We start from the raw sequence: 25,090 nt of genomic DNA, 5'->3' as shown, positions 1-25,090 counted from the left end.
AGCGGCGGGGAGCGGCTACAGCCCGCTGTAGGTGTGCAGGCCCTTGAAGAACACGTTCACGACGCCGAAGTTGAACATGACGGCGGAGAACCCGATGATCGCCAGCCACGCCGAGCGCGATCCGCGCCAGCCGCGCGTGGCGCGTGCGTGGATGTACCCGGCGTAGAGCACCCAGATGATGAAGGTCCAGACCTCCTTGGTGTCCCACCCCCAGTAGCGGCCCCACGCGCGCTCAGCCCAGATGGCGCCGGCCATGAGCGTGAAGGTCCAGAAGATGAAGCCCACGATGTTGAGGCGGTAGGCCATCGACTCGAGCGTGACGGAGTCGGGCAGCGTCGCGAGGAAGCGCATCCGCACGGCCTTCGCCTCGGCGGCGAGCGACTCGCGCCGGAACTGCAGCAGCTGCACGCCGGAGAGCGCGAAGGCCAGGGCGAAGAAGCCCGTGCCGAGCGCGGCGACGAAGACGTGGATCACGAGCCAGTACGACTGCAGCGACGGCGGCAGCGGCGCCACCTCGACGCGGTACTGCACCACGGCGACGCCCAGCAGGATGAGCACGAGCCCCGTGACGAACGTGCCGAGGAAGCGCAGGTCTCGGCGCGTGAGGACGATGAGGTAGACGCTGAGGATGAGCAGCGTGCCCGTCATGGCGAACTCGTACATGTTCGCCCACGGGACCCGCGAGGCGGCCAGGCCGCGCAGGACGGTCGACACGGCGTGCACGACGAACCCGACGACGAGCAGCACCATGGCGACGTTGAGGCTGACGGAGCGCCCGGCGGCGACGGGCGCGTCCGGCCCGGTGGCGCTCCGGTCGCGACCGGAGGCGGCGGGCTCGCGCTCCATGGTGGTGGTGCTCGCACCGCGTCGCGCCGCGGTGGCGCCGACGGCGGAGGGCTGGCGGGCCGCGGCGGTGGCGGCGTCCGCCACGAGCGCCGAGCGGCGGGCGAGGTCGAGGGCGAACGCGATGAACGCGGCCGCGTAGAGCCCCATCGCGACGAGGAGCGCGATGAGGGAGACGTCGTCGAGCATGGCCGTGTTCACGAGTGGAGCCTAACTTCTGCATCTGACACCGCGGCGGGCGCGAGGCCGGCCGCGTGCTTGTCCGCCAGGGCCGCGACGGCGGCCTCCAGCGTGGGGTCCTCGCCGCGGGCCAGGCCCGCGTACTCGAGGGTGGTGGATCCGTCCGCCTGCGGCACGGCCTTGACCCAGACCCGGCGGCGCGGCACGAACAGCGACGTGAGCAGGCCGCCGAGCACGAGGATCGCGAACAGCAGGACCCAGCCCTGCGTCGGGTCGTGGTGCACGTCGAACGAGACGAAGCGCGGCACGGCGTCGAGGCTCACGGTGCCGAGCCCGTCAGGGAGGTCCTGCGTCTGGCCGGGCGCCAGCTGGATGGACTGGACGCCCGTCGTGCCGCCGGTCAGCTGCGTGAGGTCGCCCGTGGCGAGCGTGTAGACGGACGTGGGCACGCCGCCGTCGATCCCGAGGTCGCCCGTGTAGACGTTGAGCGTCAGCAGCGGGTTGTCGAGGTCGGGGTAGGAGGAGAAGAACGGCGCCTTCTCCGCGCCCTGCGTCGGGTAGAAGAAGCCGAGCATGCCGACCTGCTCGCGCAGGCCGTCCGGCACCTTGACCACGCCGAGCGAGGTGAGCTTCGCGTCCTGCGGGAGGAACGGCACGTCGGCGCTGTAGACGCTGTTCCCGTCGGGGTCGCGCACCGTCACGTGCGGGGCGTACCCGTTGCCGAGCAGGTACATGTCCGTGCCGCCGATGGCGAGCGGCTCGTTGACCTTCACCTCGCGCTGCTGCGGCGTGCCGCCCGGGACGTCGGCCGTCACGTCGGCCGTGAAGTCGAGCGGCTGCCCGATGGCGTTCGGGTTCTCCTGCTCGTACTCGACGTGCAGGGCGTCGAGCTTGACGCGGTACGGCGTGAGCGCGGAGTCGTCGAAGAACCGGCCGGGGTTGAAGGAGTCGAAGGTCGACAGCGTGTTCACGAACGACTGGCCCTCGACGAGCACCTTCTGCCCGGAGTAGCCGAAGCCGCCGCCGATGCCGACCGTGACGAGGATCCCGACGAGCGCCGAGTGGAACACGAGGTTGCCGGTCTCGCGCAGGTACCCGCGCTCGGCGGAGACGGAGAGCACGCCGCCCGCGGCCGACGCGTCGTCGACGAGGACCGTGCGGTAGCGCTGCCGCTTGAGGAGGGCGCGTGCCTGGCGGACGGCGTCGACGGGGTCGGCGGTCGTCGTGCGGGTCGTGTACCCGGCGAGGCGCGAGAGCCGCGCGGGCGTCTTCGGCGGGGCCTGGCGCAGCGCGTCGAGGTGGTGCTTGGCGCGCGGCACGACGCAGCCGATGAGGCTGATGAACAGCAGCAGGTAGATGGAGGAGAACCAGACCGAGCTGTAGGTGTCGAACACCTGCAGCTTGTCGAGGACGGGATAGAGGTCCGGGTTGTCGGCGCGGAACTGCGTGACGCCGTTCGGGTCCGAGCTGCGCTGCGGCACGAGCGATCCGGGGATCGCGGCGAACGCGAGCAGCAGCAGGAGGAACAGCGCCGTGCGCATGCTCGTCAGCTGCCGCCAGAACCAGCGCAGGGTCCCCACGAAGCCCAGCTTCGGCTGCGCGATGGGCGCGCCGCCCTCCGAGGACGGCCGCGGCGCGGGCCGCGGCGCGTCGACGTGGTCAGATGGCCGGGACATACGAGGCGATCACCCCCTGGAGCTGGAGCATCCACGCCGACCAGAGGCCGGACACCATGAGCAGGCCGGTGAGGACGAGCAGCGCTCCCCCGATGAGGTTGACGGTGCGGATGTGGCGGCGGAGGAACCCGACGGTGCGCGTCATCCAGCCGAGGCCGAGGGCCACGAGGAGGAAGGGCACGCCGAGCCCGACGCAGTACGCGACCCCGAGCAGCACGCCGCGGCCGGCGTCCGCGGAGGTGAGGCTCATGGAGATGACGACCGCCAGGGTCGGGCCGATGCACGGCGCCCAGCCGATCCCGAACACCACGCCGAGGAGCGGCGCGCCCGCGAGCCCGGTCGCCGGCCGCCACGACGTCTTCACCTGCCGCTGCAGGAACCCGAGCCGGCCCGTGAAGACGAGCCCCATGACGATGAGGACCACCCCGAGGATCCGCGTGATGACGTCCTGCCAGCGCATCAGCCAGAAGCCGGCGGTGGCGGAGACGAGCGTGGTGACGATGAAGACGGCCGAGAAGCCGAGCACGAAGAGCGCGGTGCCGAGGAGCAGGCGACGACGCGTCGCGGATCCGCCCTTCGCCTCGGCCATGCCGCCGATGTACCCGAGGTACCCGGGCACGAGCGGCAGGACGCACGGCGACGCGAACGAGACCAGGCCCGCGAGCAGCGCCAGCGGCACCGCGACGAGGAGCTGGCCGGAGAGGGCGCTCTGGATCTGGTCCACCTACCCCGCCGCCTCCGCGACCGTGTCGGTCACGAGGGTGCGCAGCACGCCGGGGTCGATCTGCCCGAGCACGCGGGACGCGACGCGGCCCTCGCGGTCGAGCACGATGGTGGCGGGCACGGCGTTCGGCGCGATGGTGCCGGCGAACGCGAGCTGCATGGAGGTGTCCTCGACGTCGAGGACGGAGGGGTAGGTGATCCCGTACGTGCGGTCGAACGAGTCGACGTTCGGCGCCTGGTCGCGCGTGTTGACGCCGAGGAACTTCACGCCGTCGGGCGCGTGCTCCTCGCTCGCGGCCTGCAGGTCCTTCGCCTCGAGCCGGCAGGGCGGGCACTCGGCGTACCAGAAGTTGACGACCGTGACGGAGCCGCGGTAGTCGGCGGACGAGATCTCCGTGCCGTCGGAGAGGGTGCCCGAGAAGTCGACGGGGTCGGCGCGGTCGGCCAGCGGGACCTCGGTGAACGTGCCGTCGCCGGCGATGTAGCGCTCGTTGTTGCCGCTGCGGTACTGGGCGGCGAGCGGATCCTCCGCGCAGCCGGTCAGCACGACGGCGGCCAGGGCGGCTGCGGCGGCGACGCCGATGAGGGGGCGCGGACGGCGGGCGCCCCGCATCACACCGCCCCCTGGTCGACCGCGAGGTCGGACAGGCCGGCCGCGGCGTCGATGTACCCGGTCTCGACGAAGCGGTCGCCGACGCGCTCGACGGTGGTGATGCTCGACAGCGCGCAGCGGCGCTTGCGCGGGTCGTGGAAGAGGCGCTCGCCCCCGAGGGAGAGGTGCACCATCCAGATGGGGAGCTGGTGGCTGACGATGACGACGTCGCCGTCGGGCACCGAGCGGTGGGCCGCCTTCACGGCCTCCGCCATGCGCGCGGCGATGGAGCGGTACGACTCGCCCCAGCTCGGCCGGATCGGGTCGACCACGAGCGGCCAGAGCCGCGGGGACCGCGCGAGTCGCGCGGGCGAGGGGAAGCGCGACCCCTCGAAGCGGTTGGTGGGCTCGATGACCCGCTCGTCGGTCGCGACCTCGAGGGCGAAGCGCTCGGCCCACGGGGCGGCGGACTCCTGCGCGCGCTGGAGGGGCGACGCGATGACCCGGTTGACGGGGGCGCCGGCCTCCTCGAGGGCCCGGGCCGCGGCGTCCGCCATGCGGTGGCCGAGCTCGGAGAGGCCGTATCCCGGGATGCGTCCGTAGAGGACTCCGTGCGGGTTGTGCACCTCGCCATGGCGGACGAGATGGATTCGTGAGGCGACCACGCGTCAAGTGTAGGTGGCGGGCAGATGTACAACCGCCGAGCATCCCGCGCAAGCCCCTGCGCAAATCATTAGCCCCCAATACGATTGGGCGCACCGGTGGGGACCGGTCGCTCGAGACCGGCACCGACCGGATGTTACGTGCGTATACGAACGTTTGGGCCCCAAAGGAATCGCACGCTAAGTTAGGTGCGTGAGGTCGTGATCCGACCTTCCAGCGAGAGCCCCGTGGCACACGGGACCTCGCAGAGACCCCCGTCTAACGGACAGGGGCCCGCATGACGATGCCGTCCGGGACGGCGCGGAAGGAACGGGCACCATGACGATGACACCGACCAGGCCCACGGCCACCGACACCACCAGCACCGACACCGCCCTCGACCAGGTCGACGGCGTCGGCCCCGTCGATCCGTACGCGGACTCCGACCTCCCCGAGCCCTCGCTCGTCACCCCCGGCGCCAGCACCGACGCCGTCAAGGACTACCTCCGGCAGATCGGCCGCGTGCCGCTGCTCACCGCGGAGCAGGAGGTGACCGTCGCCCGCCGCATCGAGGTGGGCGTGCTCGCCCAGGAGGTGCTCGACACGCGCACCGACCTCACCCCGGCCGAGCGCCGCGAGTACCAGACGCTCGCCCAGGACGGGATGCGCGCCAAGCAGCACCTCGTCAACGCGAACCTGCGCCTCGTCGTCAGCATCGCCAAGCGCTACACGGGCCGCGGCCTGCCGTTCCTCGACCTCATCCAGGAGGGCAACATGGGCCTCGTGCGGGCGGTCGAGAAGTTCGACTACCAGGCCGGGTTCAAGTTCTCGACCTACGCGTCCTGGTGGATCAAGCAGTCCATCACCCGCGGCATGGCCGACACGAGCCGCACCATCCGGATCCCCGTGCACACGGTGGAGCACATCAACCGCATCAACGCCGTGCAGCGCGAGCTCGCGGTGGAGCTCGGCCGCGACCCCTCCATGGAGGAGATCGCGCGCGAGTCGGACACGCCCGTCACGAAGGTGCGCTACCTGCTCGACCGCGCGCAGGAGCCCATGTCGCTGCAGGTCCTCGTGGGCGGCAGCGGCGGCGACGGCGACACGGAGATGGCGGACCTCATCGAGGACGCGGACGTGACGCAGCCCATCGACGTGGTGACGCAGCAGCTCATGGCCGCGCACGTCACACGCCTCATCGACGGGCTCGCCGAGCGCGACGCCGAGGTCGTGCGCATGCGCTTCGGCCTCGCCGGCCTCGAGCCCCGCTCGCTCGCCTTCGTGAGCCAGCAGCTCGGCGTGACGCGCGAGCGCGTGCGCCAGATCGAGAAGAAGTGCCTCGCGAAGCTCCGGATCCCGGAGCTGGAGACCTACATCCGCGGCTGATCCCGCGATCTCGACGAGGGGCCGTCCGCGCTGGCGCGGGCGGCCCCTCGCCGTCGGTCCCTCCGGATCGCCCGCCCGGGAGCCCGCCTTCCTGCGGATCCACCCGGAAGCCCTGTGCGCAAGCCATTAGTGCGCATACAGTAAATGTCCACCCGTTCCGCGAGCGCGCATCCACGCCGCGGGCACACACGCGGATCGACGACGATCCGCGGAGAAGGAGGAGCCATGGCTCTCACGCAGGCCGCACCCGGCATCACCGACGTCCCCCGCATCAGCTGGTCCCCCGTGGCCGCCGGACTCTGGGTCGCCCGACGCGGCGACGAGTTCGCCGGCATGTCCGAGGAGAGGTGGGGCGTGGGCTTCCACGTCACCGACCGCCTCGGCCGCGACGTCGGCGACTTCCCCACGCTCGCCGAGGCACGCGCCGCCCTGTCCTGATCCTCTCGCCGCGGCCCGCGACGGACGCGGGCCCGACGCGCGGACCTGCCCGAACGGACGGGCCGCGGACGGCAGGGCGACGACCGAGCCGGGCCTAGGGTCGATCAGGTGCCCGCCTCTGGAACGACCCCGCCTCCTCCCGTCTCCGACGACCGTGCCGACGGCTTCGTGCGGGTCCGCGGTGCGTCGGAGAACACCCTCCGGGACGTGGACGTCGACATCCCGCGCGACCGCATCGTCGCGTTCACGGGGGTGTCGGGATCCGGCAAGTCCTCGCTCGCGTTCGGCACCGTCTACGCGGAGGCGCAGCGCCGGTTCTTCGAGTCGGTCGCGCCGTACGCCCGCCGGCTGATCCGGCAGGAGCAGACGCCGCACGTCGAGAGCATCACCGGCCTCCCGCCCGCGGTCGCCCTGCAGCAGCGCCGCGGGGCGCCCAGCACGCGCTCGACGGTCGGCACCGTGACCACGCTGTCCAACTCGCTGCGGATGCTGATGTCCCGCGCGGGCGCCTACCCGGCCGGGCAGGGGCGGCTCGACTCCGACGCCTTCTCCCCCAACACCGCCGCGGGCGCGTGCCCCGTCTGCCACGGCCTCGGCGTCGCGCACACCGTGACCGAGGCGTCGCTCGTGCCGGATCCGTCGCTCAGCATCCGCGAGGGCGCGGTCGCCGCGTGGCCGGGCGCGTGGCAGGGCAAGAACCTGCGCGACATCGTCATCGCGCTCGGGTACGACGTGGACGTGCCGTGGCGCGAGCTGCCGCGGGAGGCGCGCGACTGGCTCCTCTTCACCGAGGAGCAGCCGGTGGTGCAGATCACGCCGCAGCGCGACCGGGTCGCGAAGCCCTACAACGGACGGTTCTGGAGCGCGCGCTCCTACGTCCTGCACACGCTGGCCGACTCGGCGAGCCCGCGCCTCCGCGAGGCGGCGCTGGCGCACATGGTCTCGGGCACGTGCGAGCGGTGCGGCGGCAGCGGGCTCACCCCCGAGGCGCTGGCCGTGACCTTCGCGGGCCGCAGCATCCAGCAGCTCAACGCGCTCACGCTCGCGGACCTCGCCGCGGCCATCGCGCCGACGGACGCCATGGGCGACGTCGCCGTGACGATCACGACGGACCTCGTGGCGCGCCTCGCCGTGCTCGTCGACCTCGGGCTCGGCTACCTCAGCCTCGGCCGCGTCACGACGACGCTGTCGCCCGGCGAGATGCAGCGGCTCCGGCTCGCGACGCAGCTGCGGTCGGGCCTGTTCGGCGTGGTCTACGTGCTCGACGAGCCGTCGGCCGGGCTGCACCCGGCTGATGCTGAGCCGCTCCTCGAGGTGCTCGAGCAGCTGCGCGACTCGGGCAACTCGGTCTTCGTGGTCGAGCACGACATGGACGTCGTGCGGCGGGCCGACTGGATCGTCGACGTAGGACCGGGCGCGGGGCAGGCCGGCGGAACCGTCCTCTACAGCGGTCCGGTCGCGGGCCTCCGCGACGTGACCGCGTCGGCGACCCGGCCGCACCTCTTCCCCGACCTCGCGCCGGCGCGGACCGAGCGGACCCCGCGGACGCCCACCGGGAGCATCCGCGCGACCGGCGTGACGCTGCACAACCTCGTGGACCTCGACGTGGAGATCCCGCTCGGGGTGATGGTGGCGGTGACCGGGGTCTCGGGATCCGGCAAGTCGACGCTCGTCAGCCGCGTGCTGCCCGACCTGCTGCGGGCCTCGCTCGCGCCCGACCGCGTGGTGGTCGAGGCGGCGGACGACGCCGAGCCGGACGACGACGCCTCCGGCCCCGCGCGCATCGCCCGGGTGGAGGGCGCCGACGCGGTCGACCGGCTCGTCTCCGTGGACCAGCGGCCCATCGGCCGCACCCCGCGCTCGACGCTCGCCACCTACACGGGGCTCTTCGACGCGGTCCGGCGCACGTACGCCGCCACCGACGAGGCGCGCGCCCGCGGGTACGGCGCGGGCCGGTTCTCCTTCAACGTCGCGGGCGGGCGGTGCGAGACCTGCCAGGGCGAGGGATCCGTGACCGTCGAGCTCCTCTTCCTCCCCGGCTCCTACGGGCCGTGCCCCACCTGCCACGGCGCCCGGTACGAGCCGGCGACACTGGAGATCGACTACCACGGGCGCTCGATCGCGGACGTGCTGGCGATGACGGTGGACGAGGCGCACGGCTTCCTCGCCGACGTGCCGCTCGCCGCGCGGGCCCTCGCCACCCTGCGCGACGTGGGGCTCGGCTACCTGCGGCTCGGCCAGCCCGCGACGGAGCTGTCGGGCGGCGAGGCCCAGCGGATCAAGCTGGCCACCGAGCTGCAGCGCGCGCCTCGCGGCCACACCCTCTACCTGCTGGACGAGCCGACCACGGGTCTGCACCCGGCCGACGTCGTGCTGCTCCTCCGCCAGCTGCAGGGGCTCGTCGACGCGGGGAACACGGTCGTGGTCGTGGAGCACGAGATGGACGTGGTCGCGGACGCCGACCGGGTCATCGACCTCGGGCCGTCGGGCGGCGACCAGGGCGGCCGGATCGTCGCGCAGGGCACCCCGCGGGAGGTCGCGGGGGCCGCGGGCAGCCGCACGGCGCCGTACCTCGCGCGGCGGCTCGACGCGTCCTGAACGGGGGTCGCGCGGGTCGGCCCGGGCCCAGCCCGACGTGGGTAGTCTGACGTCCAGCGTCCGCGCCGCGCGCGCGTCCGACGCCCTCATCGGCACCCGCACCTCGCTAGGAGCACCTCGTGACTGACTCGACCGGAACACCCTCCACGCCAGCGGGCTGGTACGCGGACCCCGCCGGATCCGACCGCCTGCGCTGGTGGGACGGGTCCCGCTGGACCGATCACCTGGCGGACGCGCCGGCGGCCGCTGCGGCGTCGGCGACCTCGGGCCCGTCCGGCGAGGACGGCACGGCGCACGGATCGGCGGAGCAGGCCCCCGCGTCGACGCCGGCCGCGACGTACGTCCCGCCCGTCGAGGCACCTGCCGCGCCGCCCGCCTACGGGCAGCAGGCGCCGCAGCCGTCCTACGTGCAGCAGCCGTACGCCCAGCAGCCCTACGCGCAGCAGCCCTACGCGCAGCAGCCCTACGCGCAGGCGGGCTACGGCCAGCCGGCCTACGGCGCGCCGACCCCGCCGCCGAAGGTGCCCGCGTCGACGTCCCCCTTCACGTGGGCGATCTGGGTGCTCGCGGCCCTGCCGGTGGTGTCGATCGTCTTCGCGGCGACGCAGGACTACGGCAGCGCGCTCGACCTCCGCTCGGCCGGCCCGCGCCCCGAGGCGGCCATCGCCTCCGCCCTCTCCAGCCTCGTGCAGCTGCTCGTCTACGCCGGCACGGTCGTCCTCGCGTTCCTCGACTGGCGCGAGCTCACGCGTCGCGGGATCGTGCGGCCGTTCCACTGGGCGTGGGCCTTCATCCCGGTCGCCGGCGGCGTCTACCTGATCGGCCGCTCCATCGTCGTCCGCCGCCGCATCGAGGGTGCGCCCGCGAACGCGCTGGCGCCGATCTGGCTCTGGATCGGGCTGAACGTCATCGTCATGTTCATCGCGCTGGTGAAGGCCGTCGAGGTCTTCTCGTCCGTGATGCGGACGTACGGCACCGGCGGCTACTGATCACCGGCGGCCCGCCCGCCCCCTGCGCCCCGGTCGGCGCGTCCGCTCACACGAAGCGGATGCGCTGGCCGGGGCGCAGCTGCGCGGCGAGCCGGACGTCGTCCCGCGCGACCACGCCGATCACGGGGTAGCCGCCCGTCATGGGGTGGTCGGCGAGGAACAGGATCGGACGGCCCGAGGGCGGCACCTGGAGCGCTCCGGTGACGACGCCCTCGCTGGGGAGCTCGCCGGGGATCCGCCGCTCGAGCGGGGCGCCGTCGAGGCGGACCCCGACGCGGTCGGCCTCGGCGGTGACCTCCCACCTGCCGTCGAGGAGCGCGGCCCAGGACCCGTCGGCGAACCAGTCCAGGCGCGGCCCGGGCGACGCGCGGAGGATCACCTCGCCGTCCGCGGGGGCCGACACCGCGAGCGAGTCGACGGGCGGGACGGGGCCGGCGGACGCGCATCCCACGGGCAGCACATCGCCCGCCACGACGGGCGCCGGGCCGACGCGCGAGAGCAGGTCGGTGGCGCGGGAGCCGAGGACGGGCGCGACGTCGATGCCGCCGCGGACGGCCAGGTACCAGCGGATCCCCCGCTCGGCCGCGCCGATCTCCAGGGTGTCGCCCGCGTCGAGCAGGACGGCGGCCGCGTACGGCGCGGGCCGCACCGCGCGTCCGGCCGTGCGGACGAGCGGCCCGACCGCACCCGTCACCGCGACCCAGACCGCCGCGGTCGCGCGCAGCACCGCACCGCCGAGCACGATCTCCAGGCCCGCGGCGCCGGGCGCGTTGCCGACGAGGAGGTTGGCGTCGGCGAGGGCGCGCGGATCCAGCGCACCGGACGGCGAGACGCCGATGCCGCCGTGCCCGGGCCGGCCGGCGTCCTGCACGAGCATGAGCGGACCGGTGCGCTCGACGACGAGCGCGGGCGCGACGGGCGCGATGGCGCGACGACCGCGGCGAGCGGCCGGGGCGCCGGTCATGCCGTCGCCTCGCGGAAGCGCACGGCGGATCCGGGCTGCAGGAGCGCGGCCGGCTCCCGCTCCGGATCCCACAGCACGGCCCGCGTGGTGCCGATGAGCTGCCAGCCGCCCGGCGAGACGCGCGGGTAGATGCCGCTGAACTCCCCGGCGAGCGCGACGGCCCCGGCCGGGACGCGGGGGCGCGGCGACGACCGGCGCGGCACCTCGAGGCCGGGCACGCCCGCCAGGTAGCCGAAGCCGGGCGCGAAGCCGCCGAACGCGACCGTCCAGGTGCCGGAGGTGTGGCGCTCCACGACCTCGCGCACGCCGATGCCGAGGAGCGCGGCCACGTCGGCCAGGTCCTCGCCGTCGTAGACCACCTCGATCTCCACCGGATCCCCGCCGCGCGCGCCCGCCTCGTCGGCGGGCCGGGCGGCGAGCGCCCAGGCGCGGGCGGCGGCGAGGGGCAACACGCCCGGATCCACCGTCACGAGGATGCTGCGCGCGCCCGGCACGATGTCGACGACCCCGGTCGGCCTGGTCGCGTCGAGCACGGGCTGCAGGCGGAGCACCTCGTCGAGGGAGTCGAGGTCGAGCATGACGGCGGCGTCGCCGCACGGGAGCAGCCGGAGGGTCACAGGGCGCGCCGGTCGCGGGCGGGGAGCGCGCGGGATCCCGTGGCGGCGGGTCCGTCGGCGTCGCCCGCGTCGGGCACGGGCCGGACCGCGACGCCCGCCGCCTCGAGCGCGTCGCGCACCGCGCGGGCCAGCACCACGGCGCCCGGGGTGTCGCTGTGGAGGCAGAGGGAGTCGGGGTCGAGCCGCACGACGGATCCGTCGATCGCCACGACCGTGCCCTCCGTCGCCATGCGCACCGAGCGGGCCGCGACCTCGGCCGGGTCGTGGATCACCGCGCCCTCCTGCCGCCGGGACACGAGCGCCCCCTCCGGCGTGTACGCCCGGTCGGTGAACGCCTCGACGCGCGTGGGCAGCCCGGCGGCCTCCGCGAGCCGGAGGATCTCGGAGCCGGGCAGCCCGAGCACGGGGAGCGCCGGGTCGAGCGCGACGACCGCGTCCACCACGGCCTGCGCCTGCACCGGGTCGTGCGCGATGCGGTTGTAGAGCGCACCGTGCGGCTTGATGTAGGAGACGCGCGCGCCGACCGTGCGGGCCATGCCGGAGATCGCGGCCAGCTGGTAGAGCACGTCGCCCGTGAGCTCGGCGGGCGACGTGTCGAGGTCACGTCGGCCGAAGCCCGCGAGGTCGCGGTAGGCCACGTGCGCGCCGACGGCCACGCCGTTCCGGGCCGCGCGCTCGAGCGCGTGCAGCATCACGAGCGGGTCGCCGGCGTGGAAGCCGCACGCGACGTTCGCGCTCGAGACGACGTCGAGCATCGCGTCGTCGTCGCCGAGGGTCCAGCGGCCGAAGGACTCGGCGAGGTCGCTGTTGAGGTCGATCTGCATGGCGTCTCCCCTGCACCGGGCGCGGCGGCCGCGCGTCGCGGCGCCGTCCCCACCAGGCTAGGCGGCCCGCGGGGCGACCGGTCCGACACGGGCGCGGATAGACTCGTCGACCGTGACCACCCGAACCCTGATCAAGAACCTGGCCGCCCTCGACGACGGGGACGTGGCCGTCTCCGGATGGGTCGAGACCGTCCGGGACCAGAAGAAGATCCAGTTCGTGATCCTCCGCGACGAGTCCGGCGCGGTGCAGCTCACGTACAAGCGCCAGGGCGATGAGGACGCGACCGCCGACACCATCTCCGGCCTCGCCGCGGGCACCTTCCTCACCGCCACCGGCACGCTCAAGCACGACGAGCGCGTGAAGCTCGGCGGGCTCGAGATCGGCCTGTCCGGCATCGAGGTCGCGGGCGCGGCCATCCCGGAGACGCCCATCGCGGCCGACTCCTCCATCGACAAGCGCCTCGACTGGCGCTTCATCGACCTGCGCGCGCCCCGCAACTCGCTGATCTTCCGCGTGCAGACCACGCTCGTCCACGCCCTGCGCACCTACTGGGTCGAGCACGACTTCATCGAGGTCTTCTCGCCGAAGCTCATGGCCACGCCCTCCGAGTCGAACGCCGAGCTGTTCAAGGTCGACTACTTCGACGGCGTCGCGTACCTCGCGCAGAGCCCGCAGTTCTTCAAGCAGATGGCCCAGTCCGCGGGCTTCGGCAAGATGTTCGAGGTCGGCCCGGCGTTCCGCGCCGACCCGTCCTTCACCTCGCGCCACGCGACCGAGTTCACCTCGGTGGACGCGGAGATCAGCTGGATCGAGAGCCACGAGGACGTCGCCCGGCTCCAGGAGGAGCTCATCGTCGCCGCGCTCACCGCGGTGAAGGAGAAGCACGGCGACGAGATCCGCGAGCTGTTCGACGTGGAGGTGACGGTGCCGAGCGTGCCGTTCCCGCGGATCCCGCTGCTCGAGGCCAAGGAGATCGTCGCGAAGCGCGGGCACGTGATCGACCGCGCCGACGACGACCTCGACCCCGAGGGCGAGCGCCAGATCGCGGCGCACGTGATGGAGGAGTTCGGCCACGAGTTCGTGTTCCTCACCGACTACCCGTCGTCGATCCGGCCGTTCTACCACATGCGCAAGGCCGGCGACCCGTCGCTCACGAACAGCTACGACCTCATCTGGAACGGCGTCGAGATCACCACGGGCGCCCAGCGCGAGCACCGCGTCGAGGTGCTCGAGGAGCAGGCGCGCGAGAAGGGGCTCGACCCCGAGGAGCTCGGCTCGTACCTCGACTTCTTCCGCTACGGCGTGCCCCCGCACGGCGGCTTCGGCATGGGCCTCAACCGCGTGCTGATGCTCCTGCTGCACCAGTCGAACCTGCGCGAGGTCACGTACCTCTTCCGCGGTCCGAACCGCCTCGCCCCCTAGGCCCCGCTTGACCGGACGGCCCGATCCCCGCACAGGGGGTCGGGCCGTCTCGCGTCCGGGGGGCGCTCGATCGGGGGCGCGGATCTACATCGCCCGGGGGAACCGGCCGGGCGCGGGCGTCCGTAGCGTGGCAGGCACCGCCGTCCCGACCGGGAGGGCCGCCCGCCCGAAGCCGAGGAGCCCGCATGCCCCACGAGACGCGACACGACCGCAGCCGTGCGCGCGGCATCGCCCGGCACGGCCGGCTGCGGAAGCCGAGCGGGGTGCGGACGGCGGTCCTCGCCGCCGCCGTCGTGGCGGCCGTCGCGGTCGTGAGCACGGGATCCGTGGCCGCGTTCGCCGCGTGGGACCTCGCGCGGACGGTCGAGGCGAACTCCGTCGACATCTCGGACGGGAAGGCGCCGCCGCCGTCCATCGGCGCGATCGACGGGGGCGCGAACGTCCTGCTGGTGGGCAGCGACAGCCGCGAGGGCCAGGGCGACCGCTACGGGGATCCGGCGGAGATGGCCGGCATCGACCACAACGACGTGACGATGCTCCTGCACATCAGCGAGGACCACTCGCGGGCGACGGTGGTGTCGTTCCCGCGCGACCTCCTCATCGACCGCCCGTCCTGCCGGGACGAGGACGGCACGACCGACATCCCCGCCGTCAGCGGGCAGCCCATGAACATGGCCATGCAGGACGGCGGGCTCGCGTGCGTGGTCCGCACGGTCGAGACCCTGACGGGCCTCGACGTCCCCTACGCCGGCGTCGTGCAGTTCCTCGGGGTGAAGGGCGTCGCGCGCGCGATCGGCGGTGTGCCGGTGTGCCTCGCGAACCCCATCGACGACGATGACGCGGACATCCACCTGGGGGCGGGCGACCAGGTCCTGCAGGGCGACGACGTGGTCGGCTTCCTCCGCACGCGGCACGGCGTGAGCGACGGCAGCGACGTCGGGCGGATCGGCAACCAGCAGGTCTTCCTCAGCGCCCTCATGCGCGCGGTCACGAGCACCGGCACGCTCACGAACCCCGCCGCGGTCTACGGCATCGCACGGGCGGTCGTCGAGAACGTGGCGCTCTCGACGTCGCTCGACGATCCGTCGACCCTCACGTCCCTCGCCCTGACGATGAGGGACATCCCGCTCGACCGGATCACCTTCGTGCAGTACCCGCACATCCCCGCGGGGCAGAAGGTGGCCCCGGACACGGCATCCGCGGATCGCATGATGGCACTCATCGCGAGCGACTCGGACTTCGCGCTGGCCGCGGGGCGCGCGGCGAACGGCGTCGTCCTCCCGCCGGGCGCCGACGCCCCGCCCGCACCCTCCCCCGCTTCCGACGCAGGCGCGGCCCCCACCGTCGAACCGTCCGGCCCCGCGGTCCTCCCGGACAACGTCATGGGTCAGACCGCTGACTCCGAGACCTGCTCGAACGGGCGCCGCTGACCCCGACCCCGCGGTTCTGCCCCTCCGGCGCCGGAGGGCACGCACTCGCGGGACGCGGACCGGGCGCGTACCCGTGATGCGTCGGCCATCCGCCGGACGACGGGATCCCCTCGATCGAGCCGCACTTTTCCTCCCTTGCCGTAATATCTCCCCCATCGCTCGATGCCCTCACCCGCGGGTCGCCGAGCCGTGGACTCCCCGGGATCAGCACGACCCGAGCCCTCGACGGACACCAGGACGGGTCACGGGGGAGAGCACCGCATGGGCCAGCTGATCTTCGACAGCACCACGCGCACCACCATCGACGACCGTGCGCTCGCGCACCTCCAGATCGTGATGCTCAACAAGCTCCGCCGGAAGGAGAGCTTCGCGTTCTCGTGGAAGTACCCGGCGTCCGAGGGCGACGGCCGCAGCACCGTGTGGGTCGCCCCCGAGCTCCCCCTCCACTTCCGCTTCTCCGGCAGCCGCTCCCCCGCCATCAACCCGGCGTGGGTGGACGTGCTGATGGAGAGCGCGAACACCGGCGGCGGCCTCCACCTCCTGCCCGAGCCGCCCGCCGGGGCGGCCCCGCACGCCGAGCCCCGGCACGACTGACCGCCCGCGCGGCCCTCCGCCGCGCCCGGCGACGCACCCACGACCATCCCCGCGCACTCGCGCGACGCACCGAAGGACGTCATGGCCCTCACGAACCTGCCCTACGACGACGACGCGATCCTCACCGCGGCCGAGACCGCCGCCGCGCTGGACCGGGAGGTGCGCGACGTGTCGGTCGACTTCGACAGCGCGAGCGTCTCCCCCGACGACGTCGCGCGGATCACGGCGACGATCACCTACACCGTCCCCGCGGACGTGGCCGTGCGGATCCTCGACGAGGCCCGTCCCCGCGCCTGACGCGCCCACCCGCAGGACGCCCCGCGTCCCCGCGCGATCCGCATCCCGGTGCGACCTGCATCCCGGTGCGTACGGGGATCCCCCGCTCGGCCGACGACCCCGCCCCCGGCCGCTGCGAGGGTGGGGCCATGACCCGACCCGACGCGTCCGCCGCACCCCCCGCCCGCCGCCCGCCGCACCCGTCCCGCCCCGTCGCGGCAGCGCACGCGCCCGCACCCGCGCCCGCGCCCGCGCCCGCACGTGAGACCGTCCGCAGCGCGCTCCGCGCGACCGCGGTCGTCCTCGTGTTCAGCCTCCTCGTGGGCGGGATCACCAGCCCCGCGCAGGGCTTCCTGCCCGAGTCCGTCAACTCGCTCGCGAACTCCGCCGGCGGCTGGAGCATGCTCGCCTTCCTCGGCGTCTGGCTCTCCCGCGCGCGCCCGCTGCTCGGGGCCGTGCTCGGCGCCGTGTCCTTCGTCGCGATGGTGGAGGCCTACGGCGTCGTGAGCCTCTGGCGGGGCTTCTTCCTCGCGGACCCGTTCTCGTCCATGTGGGTCCCGATCGGCCTGGTCGCGGGACCCGTCATCGGCGTCGCCGCGGCGCTCGTGCGGCACGGGTCGCCCGGCTGGGCCGTCGCCGGGGTCGTGCCGCTCAGCGCCGTGCTCGTCGCGGAGGGGATCTGGGCGCTCCGGACGGTGTCGGACACCACCAGCCCGGTCTACTGGACCCTGGAGATCGTCCTGGGCGTCGTCTTCCTCGCCGCGGCGGTGCTGCGCCGGCGGCGGACGCGGGCCGTCCCGACGCGCGGCTAGTCCCGCACCGCGGCGATCCGCCGGCGCGTGCGGAGCGCCACCCCGAGTCCGATCGGCACGACGAGCGCGGCGCCGACGGGCCCGACCGCCGCGACGGCGGACACGACCGCGAGGACCGATCCTCCGGCCAGGATCAGCGCGTCGGCCTGCCAGGCGGCGACCACGAGCGCGGAGGCGTCGCCCGCCGGGGTGGGCACCGGCGCCATGACCTCGAGCGGCAGCGGTCCCTTCGCCGCGTCGAAGGCGCGGACGACGACGAGCAGCAGCACGACGGCCGGGGCCACGACGAGCGCCACCGCGCCCGCCCCCACGCCCGCCGCCACGGCGATCCCCGCCCCCGCGAGCGCGCACGCGCCGCCGGCCGTCGCGGGCAGGGCGGCATGCAGGAGGAGCAGGCGCCCGGTCGGGATCCCGTAGAGCGGCGGCGCGGTCGACACCTCCACGACGTGCCGGAAGCCGTCCGCGCCGACGCCGAGCGCGAGGAAGGCGCCGAGCGCGGCGCCGACCGCGGGCATCCCGAGCGCCGCCCCCGTGCCGTCGAGCGCCACGGCCACGAGGGCGCCGGCGGCCGCGATGCCGAGGCACGCGGAGGTCGCGCGCACCGGCGTGCGGAGCGCCCCGACGAGGTCGCGCCGGAGGACGAGGGCGGCCGGGGATCCGCCGCCGACGGCGCGCCACCCGCGCCCGATCCGCGGCACGGGCCGGAAGCCGCCCGTGGCCATCGCGAGGTCGCCCGTGGTGGCGAGCGTCGTGGCCGTCTGCCAGCGCTGCGCCTGCGCGAGCAGCTCGGCCCCGCGGAGGCCGCCGAGGAGCGCGGGTGCGACCGCGAGCACGACGGCGGCGAACACCGCGAGCACCCCGAGCCCGGCGGCGGATGCCCCGGCCTCGTCGCCCCCGGGGAGGAGCGACGCGAGGGCGGCCCACGGCACGACCGGCACGGGCGCCAGCACGGCGACCGCGGTGGATCCGAGCAGCACGGCCGCCGCTCCGGCCCGCCCACCCGGCGTCAGGCGCTGCCCCGCGAGCCAGCAGCCCGCGAGGATCACCCCGACGAGCGTCCCGCCCGCGGTCCAGGCGACGACCGGGCCGGGGTCCGCCGCGCCCGCCACGAGCAGGGCCAGCCCCGGCAGCAGCGCCACGATCCCGGCGAGCGCGGCGCATCCGAGCACGGCTCGCGCGGCCGGCCGCGCGAGCACCGCCGCCCGCGGCAGGTCGCTGCCCACGAGCGCGGATGTGAGGAACGGCGGCAGCAGCGCGGGGCCGCGTGCCCCGCCGGCCAGGACGAGCGCCGTGGCCGCGAGGCCGGCGACCACGGCGGCGGCGGTCGGCCCGTGCTCGACGAGCGCGGCGGCCTCGCTCGGCTCCGCGAGCTGCAGCACGACGGCGCGGAGCAGGGGGACCCCGACGATCAGGACCGTGAGGACCCCCGCGTACACGGCGTAGGCGAGGTCCATCGCCGAGGCGCCGCCGCGCGCGAGGCGGATCGACCGGACGGCGCGGAGGGCGCGGCCCGCCCTCACGCCGCGTCGCCCGCGAGCGCGACCGTCCGGCGCGCCACCGCGTCGCGGAGCACCGGGCTGTGGGTGGCGAGCACGACCGTGCGGCCGTCGTCGAGCTCCTCGCGGAGGATCCGGATCACGAGCTGCAGCCGTTCCGGGTCGAGCCGCTGCTCGGGCTCGTCGAGCAGCAGGACGTCGTGGGGGCGCACGGTCGCCATGGCGAGCGCCGCGAGCTGCGACTGCCCGGAGGACAGCTCGTGCGGGAAGCGGCGGGCGAGGGACGCGAGCCGCCACCGGTCGAGGTGGGCCGTCGCGCGGTCGCGGGCGGCCTCGGCGTCCGCGCCCCAGGTCGCGGCGATCACGGCGAGGTGCTCGGCGAGCGTCAGGTCGCGCGCCACGGGCGGGTGGCCGATGGATCCGGACACCGCGCTCCGGAAGGCCGGGTCGCGCTCGTCGACGGGGCGCCCCTGCACGCGGGCGGATCCCGTGGTCGGCCGGCTGAGCCCCGCGAGCACGCGCAGGAGGGTGGTCTTCCCGGCGCCGTTCGGCCCGGTGACGGCGACGGCCTCCCCCGCGGCGACGGCCAGGTCGACGGGCCGCAGCAGCGGGATCCCGTCCACGACCACCGACACCCGCTCGACCTCGACCGCATCCCCCATCCGGCCAGTCTCGCGCACGGCCGCAGCCGGGCGGAAGCGCGTCCGGGGGCGTGCGGGGATCCGGCGGCTAGAGCTCGAAGTCGACCGACGCCGCGGACGCGACCAGGCTGCGCACGAACGCGGCGACGCGCTGGTGCTCCGGGTGCACGTCGTAGGCCTCGAGCCCGGCGCGGTCGTCGAAGTCGGCGATGAGCACGAGGTCGTGGCTGCGGGCGGATCCGACGACGTCGCGTCCCACCTGGAACGAGCGGACGCCGGGCACGAGAGCGGGCAGCGTCTCGAGCGCCTCGCGGACGCGCGCGGCGTCCCGGTCGAGGGCGGCGGGATCGCGGTCGGCGAGCTTCCAGGAGACGACGTGGCGGAGGGTCATGCCCCGACCCTATCCGCGGTCAGCCGCGCCGGGAGCGGCTCAGCGCGCGAGCGCCGCCCGCAGCCGGTCGGCGTCGATGCGCCAGTAGTTGTGCACGCGCCCGTCGATGAGGAGCACCGGGATCTCCTCGGCGAAGCGGTCGGCGAGGGCCCGGTCGTCGAGGATGCTCCGCTCCTCCAGCGTGACCTCGGCCGCGCGGTCCGCGTCGAGGCCGCCGAGCACGCCGGTCACGACGTCGCGGGCGTCATCGCAGAGGTGGCAGCCGGGCTTGCCGACGAGGGTGAGGACCGTTGCGCTCATCCGCCCAGCGTAGGCGAGGGCCCGCGCGATCCCGCCACGGCCCCGGGCCCAGGAGCGTCACCTACGCTGAGCCGATCATGGTCGAGCAGGCGCGCACCCCGATCCTCGCGTTCTTCGACGTGGACAACACCCTCATCCACGGCGCGAGCGTGTTCCACCTCGTTCGCGGGCTCCGCTCGGCCGGCCTCCTCACCGTGCGCGACATCGTGGGCGCCGGCTGGAAGCACGCGCGCTTCAAGGCGCGCGGCGAGAACGACCGGCACCTGGCGTCCGCCCGGGCCCGCGGCCTCGAGGTCGTCACCGGGGTCACCGTCGCGGCCATGGCGCACCTCGCGGACGACATCTACGAGCGGCACACCGCCCCGATGGTCTGGCCGGAGACGCTCGGCCTCGCGCAGGAGCACCTCGCGAAGGGCCACCAGGTCTGGCTGGTCACCGCGTCGCCGTCGTTCCTCGCCGACGTGATCGCCCGTCGCCTCGGCCTCACGGGCGCGCTCGGCAGCGCGCTCGAGGTGCACGACGGCGCGTACACGGGACGTCTCGAGGGCGAGTTCCTGCACGGCGCGCACAAGGCCGCGGCAGCCCGGGGCCTCCTCGCGCGGACGGGCGCGGACGCCGGGGCGTGCTGGGCCTACTCCGACTCCCGGCACGACATCCCGCTGCTCACGCTCGTCGGCCACCCGGTGGTCGTCAACCCGGACCAGGCGCTCGCCGCCCACGCCCGCGAGTCCGGCTGGCCGTCGATGCGGCTCCGGCGCGCGAGCATCCGCGATGCCCGCCGGCGCGTGCGCCGCGAGGCCGCCCGCGCCGCGGGATCCCCCGCGGGCTGATCCGGAGGCCGCCCGGCCGGACGCCGACGCCGGACGCACGACGCCGCACGCACGAAGAGGACGCCGCCCCGTCTCCGGGTCGGCGTCCTCTCCTCGCGTGCGGCGCCCTCGTGGACGCGTCCGCTCTACTTCTTGTTGCGGCGCTGGTGGCGCGTCTTGCGAAGCAGCTTGCGGTGCTTCTTCTTCGCCATGCGCTTGCGACGCTTCTTGATCACTGAACCCATAGGGGCACCTCATCTGTTGCCGGACGGAACACGCGGGCTCTGGTGACCCGCGGAAAATAGCCTCAGAGGAGTCTAGCCGACATCCGACATGCCGGAGTGACGCGACGCCTCACCGGGTTGGCCGGGCAGCGCGTTCGACGGGTCGATCGCGGCGAGCACGGCGGACTCCGGAACGCGGAACGAGCGGCCGAAGCGGATGGCGGGCAGGTCCCCGGAGTGGACGAGCCGGTAGACGGTCATCTTGGAGACGCGCATCATCTCGGCCACCTCGGCCACCGTGAGGAATCGGACGTCGGACAGGTCACGCGACATGGGCGGATCGACTCCTCGTTCTGCGTGACCGGCTCACGGACCTCCTGCCCCCGCGATGCGGGCGCTGGTGCGCGAGTCTAGGTGTGCGGATGGACGCCTGTCCATCGTGTCACATCCTGCATCACGAGTCCCGCGCGTTCCCCTGCTTCCGGCCGCGCAGGCGGCCCAGCGAGGCCTGGCCCGCCGACCCGGCGACGCGCGTCGCGTCGTGCACGGCGGCGGCCGCCTGGTAGCGGGTGTCCGCCCAGATCCGGCCGAGGGACGCGGCGAACGGATAGCCGGAGGGGTCGTGGTCCCCGTCCTCGTCGGGATCCGCGGACAGGCCGCCGCCGAGCAGCCCGGTGTCGGGATCGGCCCGGTCGTCGTCGTCCGCGTCGTCGTCCCGGTCGACCGTGACGAACGGGGCGACCCACGCGTCCAGCAGCTCCAGCGGCGCGGGCTCGAGGCGGTAGTAGCGGTGCTGGCCCTCCTCCCGCACGGAGACGAGGCCGATGTCGCGCAGCACCCGCAGGTGCTTGGAGACGGTCGGCTGGCTGATCCCGAGCGTCTGCACGAGCTCCGAGACGCTGATCTCCCCGGTCGGCGCCTCGGGCACCGCGCGTCGGTCGAGCAGCACGCGGAGGAGGTCGCGTCGGGTGGGATCCGACACGACGTCGAAGATGTCAGCCATGCCCGAAGGGTATTCCGTCCCGTGCTCGCAGTACCATGACGATCCGGGCCACCCGGGCCCGGAGCGGACAGGGGACCATGCGCGTCAAGCCGGAGAACGGGCGTCCCCTGTTGGGCCGCATCCGCGACTTCCTCGACTACTTCGCGCACTCCACGCCCGCCCGGTTCGCGATCCTCATCTTCGCGGCGCTCGTCCTCACGCTCACGACGATCCTCATGCTCCCGGGCATGACGTCGACGGGCGAGACCGCGCCCTTCGCCGACGCGCTCTTCACCGCCGTGTCGGCCATCTGCGTCACGGGCCTCGCCACGGTCGACATGGCGACCTACTGGACCCCGCTCGGCCACGCGTTCATCGCGCTCGGCGTGCAGATCGGCGGCATCGGCGTGCTCACGCTCGCGTCGATCATGGGGCTCATCGTCTCCCGCCGCCTCGGCCTCAAGGCCCGGCTCATGGCGGCGAGCGACAGCAACCCGCTGCGGATCCACCACGGCCCCGTCGCCGAGGGCCAGGCCGTGAAGCTCGGCGAGATCGGCACGCTGCTGCTCACGGTCGCGATCAGCGCCCTCGTCATCGAGCTGTCGATCGCGGCGCTGCTGCTGCCGCGGATCCTCCTCGAGGGGATCCCCCTCGGCCAGGCGCTGCTCGACTCCTTCTACTACTCGCTCATGGCGTTCACGAACACCGGCTTCGTGTTCAGCGAGGCGGGCTTCGAGCTGTACCACCAGGACTACTGGTTCCTCAGCCTGCTCATGATCGGCGTGTTCCTCGGGAGCATCGGCTTCCCCGTCATCTACGCCGTGTACCGCGGCTGGCGGAAGCCCCGGCGGTTCTCCGTGCACGTGAAGCTCACGCTCTGGACGTCGCTCATCCTCATCGTGCTCGGCACGCTCGCCTACGTGGTGCTCGAGTGGGACAACAAGAAGACCTTCGCCCTCATGGATCCCGTGCAGCACGGCTTCCAGGCGCTCTTCCTGTCGGTCATGACGCGCTCCGGCGGCTTCTCCACGCTCGACATGGCCGAGTTCGGCAACGCGAGCCTGCTGGTCACCGACATGCTGATGTTCATCGGCGGCGGATCCGCGTCCACGGCCGGCGGCATCAAGGTCACCACCCTCGCGATCCTGTTCCTGGCCGCGTTCGCCGAGGCCCGCGGGAGCGAGTCGATGGAGGTCTTCGAGCGCCGCATCCCGAGCGACGTGCTCCGCCTCGCGGTCAGCATCGTGCTCTGGGGCGCGACGACCGTGGCGCTCAGCAGCATCGTGCTGCTGCAGATCTCCGGCGAGCGCCTCGACTACGTCCTCTTCGACGCCATCTCCGCCTTCGCCACCTCGGGGCTCAGCACGGGCTTCACGGCCGAGGCCACGGATCCCGCGAAGTACGTGCTCGCGGCCACCATGTTCCTGGGGCGTGTCGGCACGGTGACCCTCGCGGCGGCCCTCGCCGCGAGCACGCGCCGCCAGCTCTTCCAGCGCTCCGAGGAGCGGCCGATCGTCGGCTGAGCCGACGACGCGCACCCCCTTCCCCACCGCACCGACCGACCGGACCAGAGAGGCTCCCCCCATGGGCGACCGCATCCCCCACAACGCCCCCGTGCTCGTGATCGGGCTCGGCCGCTTCGGCGCCGCGACCGCCGGCCAGCTCGCGCGGCTCGACCGCGAGGTGCTCGCGATCGACGCCAGCGAGGGCCTCGTGCAGAAGTGGTCCGACCGCGTGACGCACGCGGTGCAGGCCGACGCGCGGAACATCGAGGCGCTCCAGCAGCTCGGCGCGAAGGACTTCTCCATCGCGGTCGTGGCCGTGGGCTCGTCGATCGAGGCGAGCGTGCTCATCACGGCGAACCTGGTCGACCTCAAGATCCCGCAGATCTGGGCCAAGGCCATCAGCCAGTCGCACGGCAAGATCCTCGAGCGCATCGGCGCCAACCACGTCATCTACCCGGAGGCCGAGGCCGGCGAGCGCGTGGCGCACCTGGTGTCCGGCCGGATGCTCGACTTCATCGAGTTCGACGACGACTTCGTGCTCGCGAAGATGTACCCGCCGAAGCCGATCCGCGGCATGGCGCTCGCGGAGTCCTCGGTGCGGCGGCGCTACCGGATCACGGTGGTCGGCGTGAAGACGCCCGGCAAGCCGTTCACCTACGCGACCGCCGAGACGGTGGTCACGAACCACGACCTGATCATCGTGTCGGGCACGTCGGCCGACATCGAGCGGTTCGCCTCGCTGTCCTGACCGGCGCGTCCGGCGGGGTCGCCGCCGGACGGGCCGGACCGGACGGGGCCGCTCAGCCGGCCGCGAGCTCGCGGGCGCGGGCGAGCGCGGCGTCGGTCGCGCGGTCGAAGAGCCCGGCGAGGTCCGCGGCCTGCAGCACCTCGACGGCCCGCTCGGTCGTCCCCTTCGGGCTCGTGACCCGGCGGCGGAGCTCGGCGGGCTCGTCGTCCGAGGCGGCGAGCAGCTCCACGGCCCCGCGGAAGGTGCCCTGCACGAGCACGCGCGCCTCCTCCGGGCTGAAGCCCTTCGCCACGGCCGTGCGCGTCAGCTCCTCGATGAGCAGGAAGACGTAGGCGGGACCGGATCCGGAGATCGTGCTGAGCGCGTCGATGCGGTCCTCGGGCACCTCGACCACGTCGCCGACCGTCGCGAACACGGCGCGGGCGAGCGCGAGGTCGTCGGGCGTCGAGCGCGTCCCCGCGGCGAGCCCCGCGACCCCGCGCCCGACGAGCGAGGGCGTGTTGGGCATCGAGCGGACCACGGCGACGTGCTGGGGCAGCAGCGACTCGAAGGTGGCGATGGTCACGCCCGCCGCCACGCTGATCACGAGGGCGCCGGGCTCGAGGTCGTCGGCGACCTCGCGCAGGAGGTCGGGCACCATGTGCGGCTTCACGCCCACGATCACGACGCGTGCGCCGCGCACCGCCCGGCGGTTCGCGTCGGGGTCCTCCTCGACGCTCGCGGCGGCGACTCCCTCCCGCACGTCGAGCGCCGCGGCGCTGGCGGCGGAGCGCGTCGTGACGCGCACGTCGCCGTCCACCTCGACGCTCGGCGAGAGCAGGCCGCCGAGGATGGCGCCGTTCATGGATCCGGTGCCGAGCATGGCGAGCGACGGCAGGCGCACGGGACTGGTCCCCTCCGCGGCGGCGGTGGCGGGAGCGGCGGGGCGGGCGGCGTCGGCGGGCATGCCCCGATCCTAGGGATCGGCGGGGCGTCAGCCGGGGCGCC

28 protein-coding genes are annotated in these 25,090 nt (G+C 74.1%); 12 read left to right on the top strand and 16 right to left on the bottom strand.

The features are described from left to right. Window positions 1-15: 15 nt before the first annotated feature. The 5 genes from ccsB to ACT7CP_RS02605 are packed head-to-tail and all read right to left on the bottom strand — an operon-like array spanning window position 16 to window position 4,679. Window positions 16-1,044: a c-type cytochrome biogenesis protein CcsB gene (ccsB, locus tag ACT7CP_RS02625; RefSeq protein WP_445443263.1), complete on the bottom strand. Its 1,029-nt coding sequence runs from the start codon at window positions 1,042-1,044 to the stop codon at window positions 16-18. Beyond that, complete coding sequence (resB, locus tag ACT7CP_RS02620; RefSeq protein WP_445443262.1) at window positions 1,041-2,699, bottom strand: cytochrome c biogenesis protein ResB; 1,659 nt, start codon at window positions 2,697-2,699, stop codon at window positions 1,041-1,043. Before resB ends, ccsB begins: the two co-directional genes overlap by 4 nt. Further along, window positions 2,683-3,423 (bottom strand): cytochrome c biogenesis CcdA family protein, encoded by a 741-nt coding sequence (locus ACT7CP_RS02615; RefSeq protein ID WP_445443261.1) that lies wholly within the window; start codon window positions 3,421-3,423, stop codon window positions 2,683-2,685. The genes resB and ACT7CP_RS02615 overlap by 17 nt, the downstream gene beginning before the upstream one ends. Further along, window positions 3,424-4,035, bottom strand: a complete 612-nt coding sequence (locus ACT7CP_RS02610) for a TlpA family protein disulfide reductase (protein WP_445443260.1) — start codon at window positions 4,033-4,035, stop codon at window positions 3,424-3,426. Further along, window positions 4,035-4,679, bottom strand: a complete 645-nt coding sequence (locus tag ACT7CP_RS02605; RefSeq protein ID WP_413962329.1) for a histidine phosphatase family protein — start codon at window positions 4,677-4,679, stop codon at window positions 4,035-4,037. The genes ACT7CP_RS02610 and ACT7CP_RS02605 overlap by 1 nt, the downstream gene beginning before the upstream one ends. Window positions 4,680-4,995: 316 nt before the next feature. On the opposite strand from ACT7CP_RS02605, the gene ACT7CP_RS02600 reads away from it, so the two are divergent. The 4 genes from ACT7CP_RS02600 (at window position 4,996) to ACT7CP_RS02585 (ending at window position 10,067) form a co-directional block, all read left to right on the top strand. Continuing rightward, on the top strand, window positions 4,996-6,042 hold the full coding sequence (locus ACT7CP_RS02600; protein ID WP_413962328.1) for a sigma-70 family RNA polymerase sigma factor: 1,047 nt from the start codon (window positions 4,996-4,998) through the stop codon (window positions 6,040-6,042). A gap of 225 nt (window positions 6,043-6,267) precedes the next feature. Further along, window positions 6,268-6,480 carry a hypothetical protein gene (locus ACT7CP_RS02595; protein ID WP_413962327.1) on the top strand — a complete coding sequence of 71 codons (213 nt, stop codon included), beginning with the start codon at window positions 6,268-6,270 and terminating at the stop codon, window positions 6,478-6,480. 108 nt (window positions 6,481-6,588) lie between these two features. Continuing rightward, the gene (locus ACT7CP_RS02590; protein WP_445443259.1) at window positions 6,589-9,078 is read left to right on the top strand and encodes an excinuclease ABC subunit UvrA; all 2,490 of its coding nucleotides are present in this window, start codon (window positions 6,589-6,591) and stop codon (window positions 9,076-9,078) included. Window positions 9,079-9,197: 119 nt separating this feature from the next. Next, window positions 9,198-10,067 carry a DUF2510 domain-containing protein gene (locus tag ACT7CP_RS02585; RefSeq protein ID WP_445443258.1) on the top strand — a complete coding sequence of 290 codons (870 nt, stop codon included), beginning with the start codon at window positions 9,198-9,200 and terminating at the stop codon, window positions 10,065-10,067. Between the two features lie 46 nt (window positions 10,068-10,113). Here the strand turns inward: ACT7CP_RS02585 and ACT7CP_RS02580 are convergent, their stop codons facing one another. From ACT7CP_RS02580 to ACT7CP_RS02570, 3 genes are read right to left on the bottom strand one after another with little or no spacing between them, the layout of a single operon-like run. Then, window positions 10,114-11,031, bottom strand: coding sequence for a 5-oxoprolinase subunit C family protein (locus ACT7CP_RS02580; protein WP_445443257.1), 918 nt, complete (start codon window positions 11,029-11,031; stop codon window positions 10,114-10,116). Further along, on the bottom strand, window positions 11,028-11,648 hold the full coding sequence (locus ACT7CP_RS02575; RefSeq protein ID WP_445443256.1) for a 5-oxoprolinase subunit B family protein: 621 nt from the start codon (window positions 11,646-11,648) through the stop codon (window positions 11,028-11,030). Before ACT7CP_RS02575 ends, ACT7CP_RS02580 begins: the two co-directional genes overlap by 4 nt. Then, window positions 11,645-12,472 (bottom strand): LamB/YcsF family protein, encoded by an 828-nt coding sequence (locus ACT7CP_RS02570; protein ID WP_445443255.1) that lies wholly within the window; start codon window positions 12,470-12,472, stop codon window positions 11,645-11,647. The genes ACT7CP_RS02575 and ACT7CP_RS02570 overlap by 4 nt, the downstream gene beginning before the upstream one ends. A gap of 112 nt (window positions 12,473-12,584) precedes the next feature. On the opposite strand from ACT7CP_RS02570, the gene aspS reads away from it, so the two are divergent. The 5 genes from aspS (at window position 12,585) to ACT7CP_RS02545 (ending at window position 17,007) form a co-directional block, all read left to right on the top strand. Further along, entirely contained in the window at window positions 12,585-13,895 is a 1,311-nt protein-coding gene (aspS, locus tag ACT7CP_RS02565; RefSeq protein ID WP_413962321.1) for an aspartate--tRNA(Asn) ligase, read from the top strand. 185 nt (window positions 13,896-14,080) lie between these two features. Continuing rightward, window positions 14,081-15,325 (top strand): LCP family protein, encoded by a 1,245-nt coding sequence (locus tag ACT7CP_RS02560; RefSeq protein WP_413962320.1) that lies wholly within the window; start codon window positions 14,081-14,083, stop codon window positions 15,323-15,325. Window positions 15,326-15,586: 261 nt separating this feature from the next. Continuing rightward, on the top strand, window positions 15,587-15,919 hold the full coding sequence (locus ACT7CP_RS02555) for a DUF7882 family protein (RefSeq protein WP_413962319.1): 333 nt from the start codon (window positions 15,587-15,589) through the stop codon (window positions 15,917-15,919). 81 nt (window positions 15,920-16,000) lie between these two features. Beyond that, entirely contained in the window at window positions 16,001-16,216 is a 216-nt protein-coding gene (locus ACT7CP_RS02550) for a hypothetical protein (protein WP_413962318.1), read from the top strand. A gap of 128 nt (window positions 16,217-16,344) precedes the next feature. Continuing rightward, window positions 16,345-17,007, top strand: coding sequence for a DUF6518 family protein (locus ACT7CP_RS02545; RefSeq protein ID WP_445443254.1), 663 nt, complete (start codon window positions 16,345-16,347; stop codon window positions 17,005-17,007). Here ACT7CP_RS02545 and ACT7CP_RS02540 read toward each other — a convergent pair. The 4 genes from ACT7CP_RS02540 to ACT7CP_RS02525 all read right to left on the bottom strand — a co-directional run bounded on the left by ACT7CP_RS02540 (window position 17,004) and on the right by ACT7CP_RS02525 (window position 19,835). After that, window positions 17,004-18,527, bottom strand: a complete 1,524-nt coding sequence (locus tag ACT7CP_RS02540) for a hypothetical protein (RefSeq protein ID WP_445443253.1) — start codon at window positions 18,525-18,527, stop codon at window positions 17,004-17,006. The genes ACT7CP_RS02545 and ACT7CP_RS02540 overlap by 4 nt on opposite strands. Further along, on the bottom strand, window positions 18,524-19,165 hold the full coding sequence (locus tag ACT7CP_RS02535; RefSeq protein ID WP_445443252.1) for an ABC transporter ATP-binding protein: 642 nt from the start codon (window positions 19,163-19,165) through the stop codon (window positions 18,524-18,526). The genes ACT7CP_RS02540 and ACT7CP_RS02535 overlap by 4 nt, the downstream gene beginning before the upstream one ends. Window positions 19,166-19,232: 67 nt before the next feature. Further along, window positions 19,233-19,535: a Dabb family protein gene (locus ACT7CP_RS02530; RefSeq protein ID WP_445443251.1), complete on the bottom strand. Its 303-nt coding sequence runs from the start codon at window positions 19,533-19,535 to the stop codon at window positions 19,233-19,235. Window positions 19,536-19,574: 39 nt separating this feature from the next. Next, the gene (locus ACT7CP_RS02525; protein WP_413962313.1) at window positions 19,575-19,835 is read right to left on the bottom strand and encodes a glutaredoxin family protein; all 261 of its coding nucleotides are present in this window, start codon (window positions 19,833-19,835) and stop codon (window positions 19,575-19,577) included. Between the two features lie 77 nt (window positions 19,836-19,912). Between ACT7CP_RS02525 and ACT7CP_RS02520 the strand changes: the two genes are divergently transcribed. Then, window positions 19,913-20,665: an HAD family hydrolase gene (locus ACT7CP_RS02520; protein WP_445443250.1), complete on the top strand. Its 753-nt coding sequence runs from the start codon at window positions 19,913-19,915 to the stop codon at window positions 20,663-20,665. A 125-nt stretch (window positions 20,666-20,790) separates the two neighbouring features. Here the strand turns inward: ACT7CP_RS02520 and ACT7CP_RS02515 are convergent, their stop codons facing one another. From ACT7CP_RS02515 to ACT7CP_RS02505, 3 genes are all read right to left on the bottom strand, one after another. Continuing rightward, window positions 20,791-20,889, bottom strand: a complete 99-nt coding sequence (locus ACT7CP_RS02515) for a 30S ribosomal protein bS22 (RefSeq protein WP_003792170.1) — start codon at window positions 20,887-20,889, stop codon at window positions 20,791-20,793. Window positions 20,890-20,961: 72 nt separating this feature from the next. Continuing rightward, a complete protein-coding gene (locus ACT7CP_RS02510; RefSeq protein ID WP_011931768.1) occupies window positions 20,962-21,201 on the bottom strand; it encodes a helix-turn-helix domain-containing protein in 240 nt (79 codons plus the stop codon). Between the two features lie 121 nt (window positions 21,202-21,322). After that, window positions 21,323-21,871 (bottom strand): ArsR/SmtB family transcription factor, encoded by a 549-nt coding sequence (locus tag ACT7CP_RS02505; RefSeq protein ID WP_445443249.1) that lies wholly within the window; start codon window positions 21,869-21,871, stop codon window positions 21,323-21,325. 77 nt (window positions 21,872-21,948) lie between these two features. On the opposite strand from ACT7CP_RS02505, the gene ACT7CP_RS02500 reads away from it, so the two are divergent. Together ACT7CP_RS02500 and ACT7CP_RS02495 are read left to right on the top strand one after the other, a co-directional pair. Further along, on the top strand, window positions 21,949-23,373 hold the full coding sequence (locus ACT7CP_RS02500; RefSeq protein ID WP_413962310.1) for a TrkH family potassium uptake protein: 1,425 nt from the start codon (window positions 21,949-21,951) through the stop codon (window positions 23,371-23,373). 61 nt (window positions 23,374-23,434) lie between these two features. After that, window positions 23,435-24,103: a potassium channel family protein gene (locus ACT7CP_RS02495; RefSeq protein WP_445443248.1), complete on the top strand. Its 669-nt coding sequence runs from the start codon at window positions 23,435-23,437 to the stop codon at window positions 24,101-24,103. Between the two features lie 52 nt (window positions 24,104-24,155). Here ACT7CP_RS02495 and proC read toward each other — a convergent pair whose 3' ends face one another. Then, entirely contained in the window at window positions 24,156-24,965 is an 810-nt protein-coding gene (gene proC / locus ACT7CP_RS02490; protein ID WP_445444008.1) for a pyrroline-5-carboxylate reductase, read from the bottom strand. Between the last annotated feature and the right edge of the window lie 125 nt (window positions 24,966-25,090).

This window comes from Clavibacter rahimiani (assembly GCF_052654495.1).
Note: the sequence above shows the minus strand (reverse complement) of the source record. Positions and strands in the feature narration are given on the sequence as shown.

What these genes read in the sequence shown, in the direction of transcription:
- resB (WP_445443262.1), bottom strand. Translation starts at nt 2,699, where the DNA reads ATGTCCCGGCCATCTGACCACGTCGACGCGCCGCGGCCCGCGCCGCGG.
- ACT7CP_RS02610 (WP_445443260.1), bottom strand. Translation starts at nt 4,035, where the DNA reads ATGCGGGGCGCCCGCCGTCCGCGCCCCCTCATCGGCGTCGCCGCCGCA.
- ACT7CP_RS02555 (WP_413962319.1), top strand. Translation starts at nt 15,587, where the DNA reads ATGGGCCAGCTGATCTTCGACAGCACCACGCGCACCACCATCGACGAC.
- ACT7CP_RS02560 (WP_413962320.1), top strand. Translation starts at nt 14,081, where the DNA reads ATGCCCCACGAGACGCGACACGACCGCAGCCGTGCGCGCGGCATCGCC.
- proC (WP_445444008.1), bottom strand. Translation starts at nt 24,965, where the DNA reads ATGCTCGGCACCGGATCCATGAACGGCGCCATCCTCGGCGGCCTGCTC.
- ACT7CP_RS02495 (WP_445443248.1), top strand. Translation starts at nt 23,435, where the DNA reads ATGGGCGACCGCATCCCCCACAACGCCCCCGTGCTCGTGATCGGGCTC.
- ACT7CP_RS02570 (WP_445443255.1), bottom strand. Translation starts at nt 12,472, where the DNA reads ATGCAGATCGACCTCAACAGCGACCTCGCCGAGTCCTTCGGCCGCTGG.
- ACT7CP_RS02530 (WP_445443251.1), bottom strand. Translation starts at nt 19,535, where the DNA reads ATGACCCTCCGCCACGTCGTCTCCTGGAAGCTCGCCGACCGCGATCCC.
- ACT7CP_RS02525 (WP_413962313.1), bottom strand. Translation starts at nt 19,835, where the DNA reads ATGAGCGCAACGGTCCTCACCCTCGTCGGCAAGCCCGGCTGCCACCTC.
- ACT7CP_RS02505 (WP_445443249.1), bottom strand. Translation starts at nt 21,871, where the DNA reads ATGGCTGACATCTTCGACGTCGTGTCGGATCCCACCCGACGCGACCTC.
- ACT7CP_RS02510 (WP_011931768.1), bottom strand. Translation starts at nt 21,201, where the DNA reads ATGTCGCGTGACCTGTCCGACGTCCGATTCCTCACGGTGGCCGAGGTG.
- ACT7CP_RS02515 (WP_003792170.1), bottom strand. Translation starts at nt 20,889, where the DNA reads ATGGGTTCAGTGATCAAGAAGCGTCGCAAGCGCATGGCGAAGAAGAAG.
- ACT7CP_RS02600 (WP_413962328.1), top strand. Translation starts at nt 4,996, where the DNA reads ATGACGATGACACCGACCAGGCCCACGGCCACCGACACCACCAGCACC.
- ACT7CP_RS02535 (WP_445443252.1), bottom strand. Translation starts at nt 19,165, where the DNA reads ATGGGGGATGCGGTCGAGGTCGAGCGGGTGTCGGTGGTCGTGGACGGG.
- ACT7CP_RS02595 (WP_413962327.1), top strand. Translation starts at nt 6,268, where the DNA reads ATGGCTCTCACGCAGGCCGCACCCGGCATCACCGACGTCCCCCGCATC.
- ACT7CP_RS02520 (WP_445443250.1), top strand. Translation starts at nt 19,913, where the DNA reads ATGGTCGAGCAGGCGCGCACCCCGATCCTCGCGTTCTTCGACGTGGAC.
- ACT7CP_RS02550 (WP_413962318.1), top strand. Translation starts at nt 16,001, where the DNA reads ATGGCCCTCACGAACCTGCCCTACGACGACGACGCGATCCTCACCGCG.
- ACT7CP_RS02545 (WP_445443254.1), top strand. Translation starts at nt 16,345, where the DNA reads ATGACCCGACCCGACGCGTCCGCCGCACCCCCCGCCCGCCGCCCGCCG.
- ACT7CP_RS02500 (WP_413962310.1), top strand. Translation starts at nt 21,949, where the DNA reads ATGCGCGTCAAGCCGGAGAACGGGCGTCCCCTGTTGGGCCGCATCCGC.
- ACT7CP_RS02580 (WP_445443257.1), bottom strand. Translation starts at nt 11,031, where the DNA reads ATGACCGGCGCCCCGGCCGCTCGCCGCGGTCGTCGCGCCATCGCGCCC.